Here is an 18,355-nt window from a genome sequence, read left to right as displayed (position 1 = left end):
CGATTACGACATGTAAAAGCTAAGAATAAAAATATATTGACAGAACAAAAGTTGTTGCGATCACAAATGACACCGCATTTTATTTTTAATGCACTTTCTGTATTACAAGGAATTATATTAAACAAAGAACAAAAGAAGTCGTTATCGTACTTGTCTAAATTTTCAAAATTATTGCGGATTACTTTGGAAAATTCTAGAGATAAAATGGTGTCTCTCGATCAAGAGTTAATTGCTGTAGAAAATTATTTAGCACTTCAAAATATAGAATCGAATGACTCGTATAAGTATTCTATTTCTGTGGATGATGCTATTGATAAATCACTGTTTGAAGTACCACCAATGTTGATTCAACCATTTATAGAAAATGCAATAGAACATGGATTTAATACACAAAGTACAGACCGAAATATAGCAATTGTACTCAAGTATACAAACGAAGAACTTATTTGTACGATTACCGATAATGGAATTGGGATAGATGCTAAAAAACAAACGAGCAAAAAACAAAAAAAATCATTAGCAACAATTATTACTTCAGAACGCTTGCGAATTTTATCTGAAGATTCTAAAACAAAAGGAATGCTTACCGTTGAAGATCGACAAAAGTATGATGAACACGGAACAATTGTTACATTAGTAATGCCATATAAAATACAAAAAGCAGCATGAAATCACTTATTGTAGAAGATAAAGAATACATTAGAAAAGGCTTGTTAAACTTATTGGAGTTGGTAAATTTTGATGTACAAGTAATAGGAGAGTGCGCGTCTGTAAGTGATGCAGTTGTACTTTCTAAAGCATGCAAACCTGAATTGATTTTTTTGGATATTAATTTGACCGATGGTACTGCGTTTGACTTTTTAGAACAAACCGAATACACCGATTTTAAAGTGATTTTTATAACTGCTTTTGAAGAGTATGCACTGAAAGCTTTAAAAATGGGCGCTGTAGATTACCTGTTAAAACCTGTAGATATTGATGAACTTGAAATAGCATTGCAAAAAGTTTCTGCATTGCCAATTTCAAAACAGAAACAACAAATAAACATCGTAAAACAGGCAATACATACCGATAATTCTCAATTGATATTGTCTCTTCAAGATAGTTTTCAGGTAATCGATTTAAAAGAACTTATGTATTGTGAGTCAGACAAAGGATATACTTCTTTTTATTGTTTTGATGGAAAAAAATATGTGGTTTCTAAAACCTTAAAAGAGTTTGAAGAACCTTTGTTTAAAGCAAGTTTTACACGACCACATCAATCCTATATTGTCAACCTAAAATTTATAGATAAGTATGACAAATCTGGCGTTATTCATTTAAAAAATGGAAAAAAAATCCCAGTATCTTCCAGAAGGAAAGAAGCATTTTTAAACACTTTTTTAAACAAAAAATAATCCTAATTACTTGTTCGTAACGCTTAAAAACTTCAATAGCAACCTTTACTTCATTTTCAAATATTTATTCAAAAGTCACACATATTTCTTCAAGTGTAACGGAAATAAAATGGCTATTTCTTTATTCATATTTCCTACATACTTTTATGAGTGTAAAGTAATGATCAATACAAAATATCAGAAAAAAAGTCAGGTAAAATACCAATGCCTGCTATGCTTTAATTTTTAGTAGTAACAGTATTTTAATTTAGTTGGGTTAGACCTTTTGGCAATACTGTTTGTTGGGTAATTAGAGTGCTATTTCATAGTAGGCAAGGCTTTTTTTAGTAAGAAATATGAATAGAATCAACTCAAAGAAAAAGTTAGGTATGAAAGTAATAAACTTTACAATGATTGTAATTGTAGTGGTTGTACTATCATTATTGTCATGTGATACATCTACGCATACACAACCAGCCGATGCAATTGCATTTAATGCTATAGAAAAAGTAATGAAAAGTGAGTTTGGTGAAAATGCATGCTACACAAATTTGACAATAAGCTATAATAAAACTACAGGAAGCTCTATAAACACTATAGTTACAAATGCTCCAAAATCTTTAAAAATGGAAAAGTGGAATTCCACTCAAAACATTTGGAAGAAAACGTCAGACATATTTATTGAAGTGCCTAACGGAACCAAAGCAAAAGATTTTATGTTTCAGTTAAACGATACCATTAACCTCTCTACATTAGGTGATTTGGTCGAAAAATCGAGCAAGCAACTGCAACAAGAGAAAAACATAGAAAAGCCAGCTTTACATTTAGCAACCATAAAATTTCCTAAAAACGGTGATGTTTCTAAAACAGAATACTGCATTATGCTAAAACCAGAAAACGGAGATAAAACGTTTAGTTTTTTCTACTCAATTGATGGCAAACTTATCAAAATGTATTCTTAAAAAACAAAAAAACACCAAATAACGCTACCTATTTACATGAAAAAACAATTACTCTATATTGTGATTTTGGTAATGCCATTATTTACCATTGCACAAACTTTTATTCCAGATAATAACTTTGAACAAGCCTTAATTGACTTAGGATATGATTCTGGACCGTTAGACAATTTTGTTCCTACAGCAAACATAAATACGATTACGGATTTAAATATTCAACAAAAAAGTATCACCGATCTTACTGGAATAGCCGATTTTACAGCGCTTGAAACTATAAATTTTGGACAAAATCAAATCGTAACAGCCAATTTTACAAGCAATAGCAATCTAAGAGTTATTTCTTCTTATGTGGGAGATTTAATGAGCATCAATATTACGGGATTGACAAATTTAGAAGAAATATCTATTCAGTTAAATGATTTAACAAGTTTGGATGTGAGTACAAATACAGCATTGACCATACTTCGCTGTAATGGAAATGATATTACGAGTTTGAATGTAAATAATAGTACATTAGTAGAGTTAGATTGTGCGTCAAATGACCTAACAACATTAGATCTTTCCAATACAACTGCATTAGAAATATTACGAATTGGCGGAAATCTATTTTCAACAATTGATCTGAGTAATAATTCAGCACTTACCCTTTTAAACTTAATAGGAAGTCCTATAGCAGCATTAAACCTAAGTAATAATCCATTACTAGAGTCTTTATATGTAAATATCAATGCAATAAACCAAACTACCTTAGAAGATTTAGATTTAACGAATAATCCTGCTTTAAAAATTTTAAGAGCTGATAGGATGCTCAGTTTAAAAAACTTAAATCTTAGAAATGGTAACAATACTGCAATTACCTTTTTTTCTGTGTCAAATGCAGCAGCTCTTACATGTATTGATGTAGATGATGTAGCTTATAGTACTGCCAATTGGACTGTTGGTTCGCAAATAAGTTTTAGTACCAATTGCGATCCTACAACTACGTATGTTCCAGATGATAATTTTGAACAGGCTTTAATTGATTTAGGATATGACTCTGCACCGTTAAATAATTTCGTGCCAACGGCAAATATAAACACGATCACAAGTTTAGATGTAAGCTCAAAAAATATAGCAGATTTAACAGGAATCGAAGCTTTTAGCGCGCTTCAATCATTGTATTGTAATGACAATCAGTTGTCTACTATCGATATTACTGCCAATACACAGCTAAGAGACTTTAGAGCAAATGATAATAGTATTACTAGTATTGATTTGTCTCCTTTAACTGGATTGGAAATATTAAGTATGAATAGCAATCAACTATCAACCATCGATATTTCTGCAAATAGCGCATTGCTTGCATTTGCGCTTTCTGGCAATAATCTTACGGCAATGGATGCATCCAACAATCCACTTTTATTACAATTTATATGCAGCCGCAATCAATTGACTACGGTAGATACTTCAGGGAATCCTGATTTGATAGAGCTGTATTGTAATGAAAATCAACTTTCTATTATCGATGTGTCTTCCAATCCAATACTTCAAACATTGTGGTGTAGAACCAATCAAATTACGAGCATCAATACTACTGGACTAACCAATTTGCATACCTATGTTGCTTATGAAAATCAATTAGCTTCTGTAGATGTAAGTACCAACACAGGACTCAATTTATTATCTCTTGGGACAAATAATATCACTACTGTAGATGTGAGCAATAATACACTTTTGCGCGAACTCTATATTCAATCAAATCAATTAAGTGTGCTTGATGTGAGCACGAATGTAGCATTAGAAAAATTATTCACCTTTAACAACGGATTGGCTGAACTCAACCTTATCAATAACACCAATTTACAAGTTGCGGATATTGGTACGAACAATTATAGTTCAATCGATCTTAGTCCAAACACACAATTGACGGAAATTTATGTGCAGAATTGCCCTAATTTGGAAGAATTGAATGTGAAGAATGGAGCAAATTCGAATTTGACAAACTTTTTAGCAACAGGGAATCCGAATCTGTCTTGTATTCAAGTAGATAATGCTGCAATTAGTACCGCAAATTGGGGAGGAGTTGACCCTGGAGCAAGTTTCAGTGAAAATTGTAATTACAATACCGTATATGTGCCAGATGATGCTTTTGAGCAAGCCTTAATTGATTTGGGTTATGATTCGGGAATGTTAGACGATTATGTACCTGGAGCAAACATAAATACAGTAACCACTTTAGATATAAGCGGAAAAGGTATTGTAGACATGACAGGAATTGAAGGCTTTGTAGATTTACAACAATTAAACTGCTCCGCAAATTCAATCGCTACAATAGATCTTTCAGCAAATACACAACTCACAAATTTAGATATCAGCAATAATGTGATGAACGCGTTGGATATCAGTGGCAACTTAGCTCTGACACAATTAAAAATAAACAACAATGGTATTACATCTTTAAATTTAGATACGCATACACAATTAAACGAATTTGATGGTGCTGCTAATAACTTGGTATTATTTTCAATCCAAAACGGAACCAATACAGACATTACAAATTTCTCAACCTTAAACAATCCAGATTTAACTTGTATAGAAGTAGATGATGTTGCATACAGTACAGCCAACTGGACAAATAAAGACGCACAAACAAATTTTAATACAAACTGCGAACCGTTTTTTACCTATGTTCCAGATGATGCTTTTGAACAAGCGTTGATTGATTTAGGTTTTGATGAAGGACCATTAAACGATTATGTGCCAACAGCAAACATTAACTCCATATTAATTATAGATCTAAGCAGTAAAGGAATTTCCGATTTAACAGGAATCGAAGACTTTACAGCACTTGAACAATTGCGATGTTCAAATAATATTTTGAATACTATAGATGTTACTAATAATCAAAATTTAAGATTGTTAGACTGTGGATTTAACCTGATTTCATCTATAGATGTGACAAGTAACACCATATTACAATCGTTGACAATATGGTCAAATTCTATTAGTACTTTAGACCTTAGTAACAATCCATTATTGAATTATTTAGATGTAGATGAAAATAATTTTACGGTTTTAGAATTAGATAATAGCTCATTATTAACTCGTTTATATTGTGCAGGAAACAATTTAGAACGTCTCAGTGTTAAAAACGGAAACAATACCAATTTCGCAGCTTTTTCAGCAACTCAAAACCCCAATTTAACCTGTATAGAAGTAGATGATGCAGCATATAGCACTGCCAATTGGAGTTTTATTGACTCACAAACGAGCTTTAATGAAAACTGTAATTTCGGATTTACCTATGTGCCAGATGATGCTTTTGAACAAGCGTTAATCGATTTAGGCTATGACACAGTTTTAGATGATTTGGTACTTACGGCAAACATTGAAACGGTTACTACGTTAAACATAAGTAACAAAGGAATTTCCGATGCAACAGGAATCGAAGATTTTACAGCATTACAACAGCTAAACTGCTCGTCTAATACGTTGGGAACACTAGATGTTAGCAATAATTTGAATTTAACAAGCTTAGACTGTGCTTCAAACTCATTAACTGCGCTTGATATCCTAAGTAATTTGAATCTTACCACATTAAATGTGAATGAAAACTCACTAACAGCATTAAACATTATCAATAACTCTTTGTTAGTTTCGGTGAACATTAGCAGCAATAATATTACTGTTTTTAACGGAAGCTTTCACATAGCATTAAATGAATTATATGCACAAAACAATGCGTTAGAAGTACTAAATATTAAGAATGGAAACAACACAAATTTTGTAGGTTTCTCAGCCATAGGAAATCCGAGTTTAACATGTATACAAGTAGATGATGCAACTTGGAGTACTACCAATTGGATGAACATCGATTTACAAACAAGTTTTAATCAAAATTGTGCTTATGCAGCGTATGTTCCAGATGATAATTTTGAACAAGCCCTAATTGATTTAGGTTTTGATTCATTACCGCTAGATGATTTTGTGCCCACAGAAGGTATTAGTACTTTAACAAGTTTAGATATTTCAAATAAAGGAATCACTGACCTAACAGGAATAGAAGCTTTCACTAGTTTAGAAACTTTAAACTGTTCTTTTAATACGATTGAAAGTCTAAACATAAGCAATAACACTTCTTTAAATTATTTAGATTGTAAAAACAATCAGCTTAGTTATCTGAATACGAATACGGCTTCGTTGGAGCGCTTATTCTGTTCTAACAACAAGCTAACGGCTTTAGATCTTAGTAACAATCCAGGCTTATATATCTTAGAATGTCATGTTAATGAACTCACAAATTTAGATGTAAGTGCAAATACAGCTTTAAGAGATTTTAATGTGTCAAACAATGCATTAACTATCTTAGACATGTCTACAAATACACTCTTAGAAGATTTGCGCTGTTCTAACAACAAGCTAACAAGTATCGATGTTAGTAATTCTACAATACTTACAGTCATTGTTTTTAGTGACAATAACTTAACAACCATTGATCTTAGCAATAATATATACTTAGAGTTCTTCGTTGGACAACGAAATTATTTTACTTCATTAGAATTTAGTACCAATCCTAATTTAGACCTTTTAGCCTGCGGCGGAAATAAATTAGTAAGTATTGATGTAAGTACTAACGCAGCATTGACAGACTTAAATGTGCATGCTAATTTCTTGACAGAATTAAACCTTACAAACAATATAAACTTGGAAAAATTAGTGTGCTATGAAAATCAAATTCAAAATTTAGATCTGAGTAGTAACACGAACCTCAAGGAGCTAGATGTTGATGATAATAAATTAAAATCATTAAATGTCCAAAACGGAACCAATACAAACATGACAACTTTTGAAGCAAATACCAATCCCGATTTATATTGTGTTTTGGTTGATGATGCAGCGTACAGTATAACCAATTGGACTATAGTAGCTCCGCAAATAAGCTTTAACGAAACGAGTTGTGATTATATTGAGCTTGGCGCGAAAGTACGCTTACAAGGCGCAAGTTTAAACCCTAATACAGGAGAAGAAACCTTAATGCGTGACGATTTACGTATCAACGGACTCATCAGTGCAACATCTCCGTATGCAGATGGCGCAACTATAAGTGAATCGATTAGAACAACTAACAATGTTGGAAACTCAATGGTTGATTGGGTTTGGGTAGAATTAAGACATGTAAACAATCCGACGAATGTCGTTGCAGGAAAATCAGGAGTCTTACAACGCGATGGAGATATTGTTGCTACGGATGATGACTTAACAACACCATTAACTTTTGATGCACTTCCTGCTGGAAAATACTATATTGTCGTAAAACATAGAAATCACTTAGGAGTGATGACAGCAACTGCTGAAACGCTAAAACAAACAACAACCATTGTTGATTTTACAGATGCAACCAACCAAATTACACATGGTAGTAATGCACAAACTGTTTTTGGAATGCAAGCTAATAAAATAGGAATGTGGGCAGGAAATGTAAATGGTGATACGATGGTTCAATATTCTGGGACGAACCCAGATACGCCAACAATCTTATCAACGGTATTGAATGATCCAGGAAACTTTCTCAATTTCCCAACTTATGCGGTAAGTGCGTATATAACAGATGATTTAAACATGGATGGAAACATACAATACTCTGGCACAAATCCAGATACGCCTGTGATTTTGCAGAATGTACTAGCGCATCCAGGGAATTTTTTAAATTTCAGTACGTTCCAAATTACAGAACAGTTACCAGAGAACGATTAAACCTTCAAAAAGATAGAAGATCATTGTCTAGGGCAATTTAAAATTGGTAGTCATATACTAGGGGATTTTTTACGAAGCGCCATTTCTATATGAAATGGCGTTTTTTCTATTTACATCATCTCATTCACAATGACTATTTTCAGAGATGGAGTTTATTGCTTTTCTTTTGAAAAAACATGCGTAACTTCATCTACAGAGCTATAAAGTTTTAATGTAGTTTCATTAATAAATTGAATTAACAATTCTTGACTTTCTCCTTTCGTATTAGTCATGAATAACTTTTCTTCATGTAGCCTATATGTGCCTTCATTTTTTTCTCCTGCAGCAACCATACTAAAGGTTTTATCATCATTAAAAGATAAGGTTCCACTAAAAGATTCTTCGTTGTGAGATTCAATTTTCCAGTTTCCCACAATACTAACGGCTACGGTAGGCTTTATTGTTTTACTTTTTGAAAGAATAATAGTAGCCTTTTCTTTAGGATCATACAGCTTTAACGTAGTTTCATTACAAGATTTAATTAACAATTTATGATCCTCTTTTCCTTTACGGGCCATGAGTAAAGTTGTCTCATTTAAGGTGTACGTGCCAACTGTTTTTCCACTTGGAGTTTGCATACTAAAGATTTTATCATCATAAAAAGATAAGCTGCCGTTCAATGGATTATCGTTTACAGATTGAACTTCCCAATCTCCTTGAATCTGTTTTAGTAGCTTTTCATTTTCTTGTGCAATAACAGTTGTAGTCATGCATACTACTAGAATGTAAATGCTAGATAAAATAACGTTCTTCATATATTATTTGTTAACGGTTTCATGTAAATGTACATTTTTTTTAGACAGCATGTTTTTTAAGTTCCTATAAAGAATTATATATGATTAAAACATAAAAAAAGCGCCATCTAATTAAAGGTGGCGCTTCGGTAATTAGTCGCCCAAACCTAATTACCCCATTATAGCTAAACTAAAAGCACTAAAAATTATTCTTTATTTTGTTGTATTTATTCATTTTCGGGTAATTGTTCAATGATTTGATAGGTGCTAAAACCTAAGAAGTTACTTGGATGCGCCAATATATTTTGCAAAATGAATGGAACATCAGGATCCGTGCCTGAGTATTGTGTATTTCCATCCATGTTTACATCATTGGCATCATAACCGCTTACTACATAGGTTGGAAAGTTTAAGAAATTCCCAGCATCATTGAGTACTGTTGATAGAATTTCTGGCGTATCAGGATTCGTTCCAGAATATTGTACTATTGTATCATCATTTGCATTTCCGCACCACATGGCAACAACATCTGTTGGCATTCCAAACGTGGTTTGTGCATTGCTTCCATACGTAATTTGATTGTTAGCATCGGTAAAGTCAATTGTTGTGGAAACCTGCTTTAATGTGATCGCAGTTGCAGACATAATACTTAGGTGATTACGGTGCTTTATAACAATGTAATAATCTCCCGCAGGAACATTTTCAAAAGTTAACGGAGTTACCAAATCATCATCTGTCGCTACAATATCACCATCACGTTGCAAAATTCCTGATTGTCCTGCAATAACAGTAGCTGAGCTGTTTGCATCGCGCAATTCAACCCAAATCCAATCGACAGTAGAGTTAGCGTCGTTATCAGAAAGTCCAACTGTTTCATTGATTGAGGCACCATCACCATACGGAGAATTGGAATCATAAATTCCTCCAGCAATTCTAAGGTCGTCACGCATCAAGCTTTCTTCACCCGTATTCGGATTGATCAATGCTCCTTGCAAGAATACATCAACATCGACAATGACAAAATCACAACTCGTTTCATTATAATTAGCTTGCGTATCTTTATTTCCCCAATTGGTGGTACTATACGCTTCATTATCCACCAAAATACAATACAAATCATCATTATTTAGTGCGTTGAAATCAGTGATCGCTGCGTTGTTTCCGTTTTGTACATTCAGACTTATTAGTTCATTATTATCACAAAAAAGTGTTTTTAAAGCTGTGTTATTACTGAGATCAAGCGAGGTTAATTGATTCTGAAATAAATCTAAGGTTTCTAATGTTGTATTGGTAGAAAAATCTGCAGTAGCGATCAAATTTCCATAGAGAACTACAGTTTTAAGCGCTGTATTATTTGTCGTGTTAAGACTTGTTAATTGGTTAGAATCTGCTGATAAATTTTCTAGCAAGGTATTTTGTGAAATATCTAAACTTGACAATCCGCAAGCACTTGCTGTTAGTGTTACAAGGTTTGGACTGTTTGTGATATCTAATGATCCGATTGTATTATCTGAAACATTTAAACTCGTTAATGCAATGAAATCTTCAATTCCTGTTAAGTCTGTAATTCCTTCATTGGAAACATTTAGGTTTGTTACCACTTCAATCAATGCTGTTAGTACTTGTCCATCACTTGAAATATCGTCATGTCCTAAGGCTTCTAAAGCCGCTTCAAAATTGGCATCAGGAATTGCGGTGTATGCCAAGCAATCTGTTTCATTGAAAACTGTATGATCTTCTACATCATCCCAATTTGTTGTGCTATACGCGGCATCATCTACCAATATACAATAAAGGTTAGTCGTGCCTATTGTTGTAAAATGTGTAACATTTGCATTGTTTCCATTTTGCATGTTTAATGCTGTCAAATTACTCATAGCACTTGCTGTCAAAGAAGTTAAATTTATGTTTTGACTAAGATCTAAAGTACTGATAGCGCTACTATTCACCCATAAAGTTTCTAACAGTACATTATTGCTTACATCTAAACTCGTTAAACTGCTATATCCGCAATTTAAGAAAGTAAGATTTACATTATTAGTTACATCTAAAGACGTAAATGAATTATAAGAAACAGTAAGGCTTTCTAGTGCCAGGAAATCTTCAATTCCTGTAAAATCGGTTATGTCTTGAAATTGAGTTGATAATGATGTTACCACTTCAATGAGCGCCGTTGGTACTTGTCCATCTGCAGAAATATCATCATATCCTAAGGCTTCTAAAGCAGCTTCAAAATTGGTGTCAGGTATGGCTGTATAGCGACAATAGGTATCACTAAAGGAAACTATTCCAGTATCAATATTTGTCCAATTGGTTGTACTATATGCTGCATCATCTACCACAACACAGCTTAAGCTCGGGTTGTTTGCAATACTAAACGTACCTACATTGGTGTTGTTCCCGTTTTTTACATTTAAGTAATTTAGATTGGTATCACTTGCAAATAGATTTTTGAATGCAGTTTGGTTGCTCAAATCTAAGGATGTAATGTTTGTGCCATTTACACGTAAAGTTATTATATTAGGATTGTTACTTAGGTCTAATGCAGTAACATCGGTTCCATTTACTCTAAGTTCTTCAATAGCTGGGTTGTTTGATACATCAATTGCTGTAATTGGAGAATTGTACGCAAATAGTAGTTCTAAGTCTGGATTATTACTAATATCTAAGGTTGCAATGTTTGTAGCATAGGTTCTCAGTTGTTGTAAAAGCGTATTGTTGCTAACATCGATACTTGTTAATCCACTATTTGCCTGTAAGCTTAGGCTTATCAATGCCGTATTGTTTGATACATCTAATGTCGTAAAATCATTAGCACCAAGATTTATAGATGTTAAAGCCGTATTATTCGATAAATTAATAGCAAGAATATCATTATTGTTTGCTGTGAGTGTTTCTAGCAAGACATTTTGACTAATATCTAAGGCAGTCAAATTATTTGCTCTACAGCTTAATAATGTTAAAGCAGCAAAGTCTTCAATTCCTGTTAGGTCATTAATCCCCAAATTGTTTGCAGTCAGACTAGTAACATTTTCAATGAGTGCTGTTGGAACTTGCCCATCTGCAGAAATATCATCATATCCTAAAGCTTCTAACCTTGCTTCAAAATTAGCATCAGGAATGGCAGTATACGGTATTTCGTTAATGTCAAAACTTCCCAAGCTAATAGGACAAGAACTCTCGTCAAAAGCTACCCAAATATCATAGGTTCCTATCGCTAAATTGGTAATTTCTCCGTTCCCCAACGTATCATCAAAAGTATACGGATAGGTATTTCCACCATCAATACTAAACTTGATTTGCGTTTCCGTAGCTTCATCATCAAAACTCACTTTTATAATTCCGTTACTCTGTGTTGTATTTACACCTACAGTTTCTGTAACAGAAGCCACAGGCTCTACTTGATTTGCCAACGGCACAAAATATACTGCTCCAGATTTACTTGGACTGTCATCTTCATTCTGACCAATTAATAAGTAAGGAAAAGAAACTGCGACAGCTCTGTTCGCGAATTCATCCCAACCAGCGCCTGAAGTTATTTTTGCAATTTGCGTCCAGTTATTGGTACCATCATCTTTAAATATATAGAGTGCATCTGAATTGATTGCTCCATTTCCAAAAGTTCCTACATATAAATATTCACCATCTAAAGCAACATCAGTTCCAAAACGTTGATCATTAAAACTATCTTTATCATCATTTTGAATCATGACGCTATTGGCTTCCAAATAATCGCCATTTGCATCTGCTTTGTACACATAAACTCTTCCTTGATCGGCTTCAGGAGTTGTGGATGTTTCAAAATTCATAGCACCAATTGCTAAATAATCTCCTTCAACATCGACCGACCATCCAAAGGCTTCTGAAGTTTCTGTTCCTCTTAGTCTGTGTGTGCGTGACCAAGTTCCGTCGTTTGCCTGATCCCATATTTGTACAGATCCAGCAGAAGCATTTCCAACAACAGAATAATCATAAGGTCCGCTAACATACGCGCGCCCATCTTTAAGTTGTACATCGCTACCAAATCGTGCACCTGAATAGCCAGATTGTACTTGAGGTTCTAATTTTGTTTCTGTATAAGTAAACGTATTGGTTCCGTCATTTTCATATACATACGCGCATCCTCCAGTACATCCATTACGCGCTCCAACAAGCACTAAATCACCTTCGATAGAAACAGATTCTCCAAAACGAATTCCAGTAGCACCATCGCTAGGTTCAAAAATGGCTACTTGAGTCCAAGTATCTACACCATTGTATTCAAATAAATATGCAGCTCCTGTGTCTACATCGGCAGCATCTAGTTGTGAACGTGCACCAACCAATAAGTAATTACCTTCTAAGGCTACAGCAGAACCAAAATTATCTCCTGCAAAACCATCACTGGCAGATATGGTTGTTTGTTCTGTCCAGTTTCCTGAGCCATCATTTGTAAATATATATACTTTTCCTGCGGCTGCGCCATTACTACGTGAAACAACGGCAGCGATATTTCCGTCAATAGCGACACGTTCTCCAAATCTGTAATTGGATGTAGCATCACTAGCTTTCGTTTTTGAGGCACCAGCAGTTGTCACTGTAAGTGTACCAGAAAATAGACTTTCATCAAAAGGGCAGGATGTTTGACTATAAATATACGAAGTGGTACATAATAAGATAAGAAGTAGGTTTCTTTTCATAAGGATTGAATGATAGGTTATGGTTGATTGTTTAGTTCTTTTAAAATCTTTTGAAACTCTGATAAAGATGCTAGTTCAGCTTTCATTTCTTCTTTTTGGGATTTTAATTTTTCCAATGTAGAAGGTTGTTGTTCTTTTTTAGAAAACAAGTTTTTAATAATAGATTGTAACTTTTTCATTAAACAGTATCGCATCAGTTATTGATGCAACAATACTAGGAAGATTTCCTTGTTTTAAAAAGAAATGATAGGGTGCAGAATAGGGTGCAATAAGTTTAAATTGCTGATTATATTGATTTTATAAAATCGTCTAAAGAATCTTCTGCGGATAGATTCAGTTTCTTTTTTAGACGAAATCGAGTAGATTTTATGGCTTCTAAACTTGTTTTTCGAAGCTCAGAAATTTCTTTTCTCGACAATCCAAGCTTGATAAAAGAGCAAACTTCAATATCGGTTTTAGTAAGATTTGAATGCTTTTCTCGGAGTCGTTTTAGAAAGTCAAAGTTGAGTGTTTCTATGTTTTTTTTCAGTAACACAATCTTAGCATCTTCCAATTTATCGGCTTTAAGCTCTGCAATAATTCCTGATAAAGAAATTCCTTCTTGTTGTTTAGAAAGCTTGCTTAAAGAATCGGTTAATTTTTCTTTAGATTGTAAATGAATGATGGTTTCTGTCATTAATTCGGTAATCTCTTCTTTCTTAGTGGTAATTTCGGTGCTTAATTGGTCAATCTTTGTATTGAGTTTTTGTGCTTCTATTTGTTTTCGTAATCGTAACTTTTTAAAGTATTTATTCCCAAAATAAATAATAACGACTGCTACAAATAGCGTTATAATAAATAATGCTAAATACCACTTTTTTTGAAGCGTTTCGTTTTCAGCTTTAAGCATCAAAATGTTCTTTTCTTGTGCAAACTGAATACTGTCCGCAAAACGTTCTTTTTCAAAAGCATAACTCAGTTCTATTTCACGTATTTCTTTGACTTTGTTTAAGTTAAAAATACTGTCGTATGCTTTTGCATATCTTCTATAATCTTCCAAAGCATTGTAATAATCTTTTAAGCCGTTGTAGGCACGACTTCTTCTTTTAAAAGACAACGCATACCTACGTCCCATTTTTTCAGCTTTGGCAAGATCTAAAGAAGCATTTGCATGAAACAATGCTTTGTTATAGTCTTTTAATTCTATATATATTCTTGATAAATTGTAATGTGAAGTAGCAATTGCGGCCTTTTTTTTCACTCGAATTACATACGCTAAGTTTTTTAGCTGCAATGGTAGCGCTTTTTTATAATGCTTATTTCTAACATGATATAAAGACATGTTTGAAAATATTTGATATGAACCTTCTTCATAATTTGCTTCTTTGTAACATGCTTCAGCTTTTTTGTAAAAATAGAGTATGGAATCATTATCTGTAGCCTTTCTATAAGCAGAAGCTAGCATTGAATAATTAAGTCCCATACTTCTAGCACGCTTTAACTTTGTATTAATCGAGATAGCTTTCCGAATGTTTTTTTTAACTTTTTCATATTCTTTTTGATAAACAAGAACAGAACCTATATTATGATAACTAGATGCCAATCCGATAGAATCTTTGTATTTTTCAAAAATTGGTAAGGCTTTATAATACATTCGAAGTGCTTCCGAATAGTTGGCACGTTTTCTATATACCAATCCAAATTGTTGTATCACCTTTGCTTTTTGTAGCCCAGTATCGTAGTTGTTTGTTGGCGCATCTATTATTTTTAATGCTTCATTTAAATAAGAAGATACACTATTAAAATCCCGGCGCAATTGAAAATCTCCTAATTCGAGATATGCTTCAACTTTTAGTGAGTCATTAGGTGCTTCAGTTACTATTTTTTCTAATGCCACTAGGGTTGAATCTTTCTCTTGCGCAAATAAAATTTGAGAAAGTAACAATAAGATATAAAGGTATATGCGCTTCATTATTCACAAAATTATGAATTATGTTGGTAAAGTGTATGTTGTTGATGCATATAATTTACGAATATACATTTATAAAAAAAGGCAGAAAATAACATTCTATTTTCTGCCTTTCGGAGTATTTAAAGTTAGTTAAGTAGTATTCTTTTTTTAAACTTAATTATGTTGCACATTCTTTGCACGGTTGATTGTAATATCATAATCTTCCAACAACGAACGCTTACTATTCACCAGTATGAATATATCAATACCGTTTTCCCTTATAAAAGTACAAATTGCAATGACAATATTAAGGTGATTTATATTGTGAGTCAGTGTTTTATAGCTAAATGTTACACATACGGTTTTAAAGTGCTTTTTCGTTTCTCCAATTGTTTTTCTAAATCTTTAATGGTGTTTTTTACAGCAATTTCATAATTTTCTTCATTAGAAGAAGCAAAAATTCTAGGTCCGTATAAACTCAACTCCATTTCACAAATATTACCTTTTCCTTTAGGATCTTTTTCGCTCTTTAAAAAAACATCCGCATGGATAATCATATCATATTTTTTAGAAAGCTTAGTAAGTCTTTCAGTAATATAGGTTTCCATAGCTTCACTCGTAGTCATGTGGATAAACTGAATATTTATTTTCATTGTTAACTATTTTATATGATTAATTGTATATCACAAATCTAAGGTGTAGAAGTATCAAAAAATATGATTTAGGTCATGTTTAGTAATCATAAAGGAGAATTTTTAGTACTGATTTATATCATTGATAAACAATAACAAAAATTCTAGATTTGTTTCAAAGACTTTATACAATGGAATTAAAAGAACAAAAAGCAGTCGTATTTTATCAGCATCTTGGCAAACTATTTTATGCCATTGCTTTGGCAGATAAAAAAATAAAGAAAGAAGAATTTGAAGTCATGAAAAAAGAAATTTCTTTATTGAGTATGAGTGAAAATTATAGTGTAACCGATGCAGAAATCGATATTGAACATTATATAACGACGACTTTTAAAATACTGTATTTTGATGAAGCAACTGTTGAAGCCTGTTTCGATGATTTTATTGCTTATAAAAGAGCAAACGAATCTTTATTTACCACATCTATAAAAAAAGCCATCTTAAAAATTGCAGGTAAAATAGCCGCTAGCTTTTCTGATGTAAATAAATCAGAACTTATCTTATTAGCAAAGTTGAGTATTGAATTTAAACAAATTTCCAGTTAACAAAACTATATATGACTATTTCAAAAGAGAAAAAGCATTCACATTCACTTTATCTAATCTTAGGTAAAAAAACAGAACTGTATTTTGCATTGTTATGTGGTCTTTTTTTGTTGCTTGGTTTTTTGATTGAAAAACTAACGGAAATCCCCGAAACTACATATAAAATAATATATGCGGTCTCGTATCTATTTGGAGGTTGTTTTGTAACTATTGAAGCTGTTAAGAAAATAAGCAAAGGCGGATTTGATATAGATTTTTTAATGATTGCTGCTGCTATAGGCGCAATATATATTGACAGTTGGGCAGAAGGAGCTTTGTTGTTATTTCTCTTCAGTTTAGGACACGCATTGGAACACTATGCTATGCATAAAGCCAAAAAATCAATTGAAGCCTTAGGCAATCTATCTCCAACAACAGCTATCGTAAAAAGAAATGGCACTTTTGAAGAAATTCCAGTAGAAAAACTAAAAATTAAAGATGTAATTATCATCAAGCCAAACACAAAAATTTCGGCAGATGGTGTCATCATAAAAGGAAATAGTAGTATAAATCAGGCGCCCATTACGGGCGAAAGTATTCCGGTAGATAAAACGCAGATTCCAAATACTAAACGATTGCCAAAATTTAATGAAATAGATACAAATCATACAGTATTTGCAGGTACTATCAATGGAGATAATAGTATTGAAGTTTTGGTGTTAAAACTCAGTAAAGATTCAACTGTAGCACGATTAATAACAATGGTGAGCGAAGTGGAAACGCAAAAATCACCGACACAACGTTTAACAAAGAAGTTTGAAAAATGGTATGTTCCTATTGTTTTAGTTGTTGTTGTTCTGCTATGTTTTGCACATCTAATTATTAATGAAACCTTTGAAGAAAGTATCTACAGAGCTATTACGGTATTGGTAGCAGCAAGTCCTTGCGCATTGGCAATTTCGACACCAAGTGCTGTATTAAGTGGTATTGCAAGAGCTGCACAAAAAGGAGTTTTAATCAAAGGCGGAAAAGCCTTGGAAGATTTAGCAGCGATCAAAGCAATTGCATTTGACAAAACAGGAACGCTTACAGAAGGCAAACCCACACTAAAAAATATTATTCCATTAGATGGATTTGACGAACAAGAATTGGCGCAACTGTTACTAGAAGTAGAAAGCCTAAGCAATCATCCATTAGCAAAAGCAATTGCAAAGGATATTAAAGAACAATACAAACTCCAAGTAACTGACATAGCTTCTAATGTACATGCCATTCAAGGAAAAGGAATTATTGCTGTATGCAATGAAGAGCAAGTTTGTATAGGAAATGTAAAGCTGCTTGAAGGAGCAGGAATTACGGTAGATACTTTGGTATTATCCAAGATGAAAACACTTTTGAAAAAAGGAGAAACGGTGATGTTAGTTGCCTATAAACAGCAAATTGTAGGAATTATAAGTGTAATGGATGTTCCTAGGAAAACCGCCAAAAGTACCATGAAACGATTGCAAGAAATAGGCATCAAGTTTATGATTATGCTTACAGGCGATCATCAAAATGTGGGCGATGCCATAGCGCAACAAATTGGACTTTCGGAAGCACGTGGAAACTTATTGCCAGAAGCAAAAGTTGTAGAAATAAAAAAGCTATTGCAAGTGCATAAAAAAGTGGCCATGGTAGGTGATGGCGTTA

The 18,355-nt window shown here is 33.1% G+C and carries 10 protein-coding genes and 1 pseudogene; 6 read left to right on the top strand and 5 right to left on the bottom strand.

Features of this window, described 5'->3' with window-relative positions; genetic code table 11:
- From ACRBBL_RS18990 to ACRBBL_RS18975, 4 genes are all read left to right on the top strand, one after another.
- A partial coding sequence (locus ACRBBL_RS18990; protein ID WP_431370662.1) for a sensor histidine kinase occupies nucleotides 1-669 on the top strand: 669 nt, incomplete at its 5' end.
- The gene (locus ACRBBL_RS18985; RefSeq protein ID WP_431370661.1) at nucleotides 666-1,397 is read left to right on the top strand and encodes a LytR/AlgR family response regulator transcription factor; all 732 of its coding nucleotides are present in this window, start codon (nucleotides 666-668) and stop codon (nucleotides 1,395-1,397) included. The genes ACRBBL_RS18990 and ACRBBL_RS18985, both read left to right, overlap by 4 nt.
- Before the next feature lie 368 nt (nucleotides 1,398-1,765).
- Nucleotides 1,766-2,338 carry a hypothetical protein gene (locus ACRBBL_RS18980; RefSeq protein ID WP_431370660.1) on the top strand — a complete coding sequence of 191 codons (573 nt, stop codon included), beginning with the start codon at nucleotides 1,766-1,768 and terminating at the stop codon, nucleotides 2,336-2,338.
- A 36-nt stretch (nucleotides 2,339-2,374) separates the two neighbouring features.
- Complete coding sequence (locus ACRBBL_RS18975) at nucleotides 2,375-8,068, top strand: hypothetical protein (RefSeq protein ID WP_431370659.1); 5,694 nt, start codon at nucleotides 2,375-2,377, stop codon at nucleotides 8,066-8,068.
- A 152-nt stretch (nucleotides 8,069-8,220) separates the two neighbouring features.
- On the opposite strand, the gene ACRBBL_RS18970 is transcribed toward ACRBBL_RS18975, so the two are convergent.
- The 5 genes from ACRBBL_RS18970 to hpf all read right to left on the bottom strand — a co-directional run bounded on the left by ACRBBL_RS18970 (nucleotide 8,221) and on the right by hpf (nucleotide 16,103).
- Nucleotides 8,221-8,862, bottom strand: coding sequence for a lipocalin family protein (locus ACRBBL_RS18970; protein ID WP_431370658.1), 642 nt, complete (start codon nucleotides 8,860-8,862; stop codon nucleotides 8,221-8,223).
- A 206-nt stretch (nucleotides 8,863-9,068) separates the two neighbouring features.
- The gene (locus tag ACRBBL_RS18965) at nucleotides 9,069-13,520 is read right to left on the bottom strand and encodes a hypothetical protein (RefSeq protein ID WP_431370657.1); all 4,452 of its coding nucleotides are present in this window, start codon (nucleotides 13,518-13,520) and stop codon (nucleotides 9,069-9,071) included.
- A gap of 17 nt (nucleotides 13,521-13,537) precedes the next feature.
- Entirely contained in the window at nucleotides 13,538-13,699 is a 162-nt protein-coding gene (locus ACRBBL_RS18960; RefSeq protein WP_431370656.1) for a hypothetical protein, read from the bottom strand.
- 107 nt (nucleotides 13,700-13,806) lie between these two features.
- Entirely contained in the window at nucleotides 13,807-15,471 is a 1,665-nt protein-coding gene (locus ACRBBL_RS18955) for a tetratricopeptide repeat protein (RefSeq protein ID WP_431370655.1), read from the bottom strand.
- A 329-nt stretch (nucleotides 15,472-15,800) separates the two neighbouring features.
- Complete coding sequence (hpf, locus tag ACRBBL_RS18950) at nucleotides 15,801-16,103, bottom strand: ribosome hibernation-promoting factor, HPF/YfiA family (RefSeq protein ID WP_431370654.1); 303 nt, start codon at nucleotides 16,101-16,103, stop codon at nucleotides 15,801-15,803.
- A 170-nt stretch (nucleotides 16,104-16,273) separates the two neighbouring features.
- On the opposite strand from hpf, the gene ACRBBL_RS18945 reads away from it, so the two are divergent.
- Together ACRBBL_RS18945 and ACRBBL_RS18940 are read left to right on the top strand one after the other, a co-directional pair.
- On the top strand, nucleotides 16,274-16,687 hold the full coding sequence (locus ACRBBL_RS18945) for a hypothetical protein (RefSeq protein WP_431370653.1): 414 nt from the start codon (nucleotides 16,274-16,276) through the stop codon (nucleotides 16,685-16,687).
- Between the two features lie 11 nt (nucleotides 16,688-16,698).
- Nucleotides 16,699-18,355 (top strand): annotated as a pseudogene (locus ACRBBL_RS18940) (heavy metal translocating P-type ATPase); the annotation flags it as partial.

This window comes from Kordia sp. (genome assembly GCF_050633145.1).
Taxonomy (GTDB): domain Bacteria; phylum Bacteroidota; class Bacteroidia; order Flavobacteriales; family Flavobacteriaceae; genus Kordia.
This window is presented reverse-complemented; position numbering and strand designations above follow the sequence as displayed.

What these genes read in the sequence shown, in the direction of transcription:
- ACRBBL_RS18945 (WP_431370653.1), top strand. Translation starts at nt 16,274, where the DNA reads ATGGAATTAAAAGAACAAAAAGCAGTCGTATTTTATCAGCATCTTGGC.
- ACRBBL_RS18970 (WP_431370658.1), bottom strand. Translation starts at nt 8,862, where the DNA reads ATGAAGAACGTTATTTTATCTAGCATTTACATTCTAGTAGTATGCATG.
- ACRBBL_RS18985 (WP_431370661.1), top strand. Translation starts at nt 666, where the DNA reads ATGAAATCACTTATTGTAGAAGATAAAGAATACATTAGAAAAGGCTTG.
- ACRBBL_RS18955 (WP_431370655.1), bottom strand. Translation starts at nt 15,471, where the DNA reads ATGAAGCGCATATACCTTTATATCTTATTGTTACTTTCTCAAATTTTA.
- ACRBBL_RS18980 (WP_431370660.1), top strand. Translation starts at nt 1,766, where the DNA reads ATGAAAGTAATAAACTTTACAATGATTGTAATTGTAGTGGTTGTACTA.
- ACRBBL_RS18965 (WP_431370657.1), bottom strand. Translation starts at nt 13,520, where the DNA reads ATGAAAAGAAACCTACTTCTTATCTTATTATGTACCACTTCGTATATT.
- ACRBBL_RS18975 (WP_431370659.1), top strand. Translation starts at nt 2,375, where the DNA reads ATGAAAAAACAATTACTCTATATTGTGATTTTGGTAATGCCATTATTT.
- hpf (WP_431370654.1), bottom strand. Translation starts at nt 16,103, where the DNA reads ATGAAAATAAATATTCAGTTTATCCACATGACTACGAGTGAAGCTATG.
- ACRBBL_RS18960 (WP_431370656.1), bottom strand. Translation starts at nt 13,699, where the DNA reads ATGAAAAAGTTACAATCTATTATTAAAAACTTGTTTTCTAAAAAAGAA.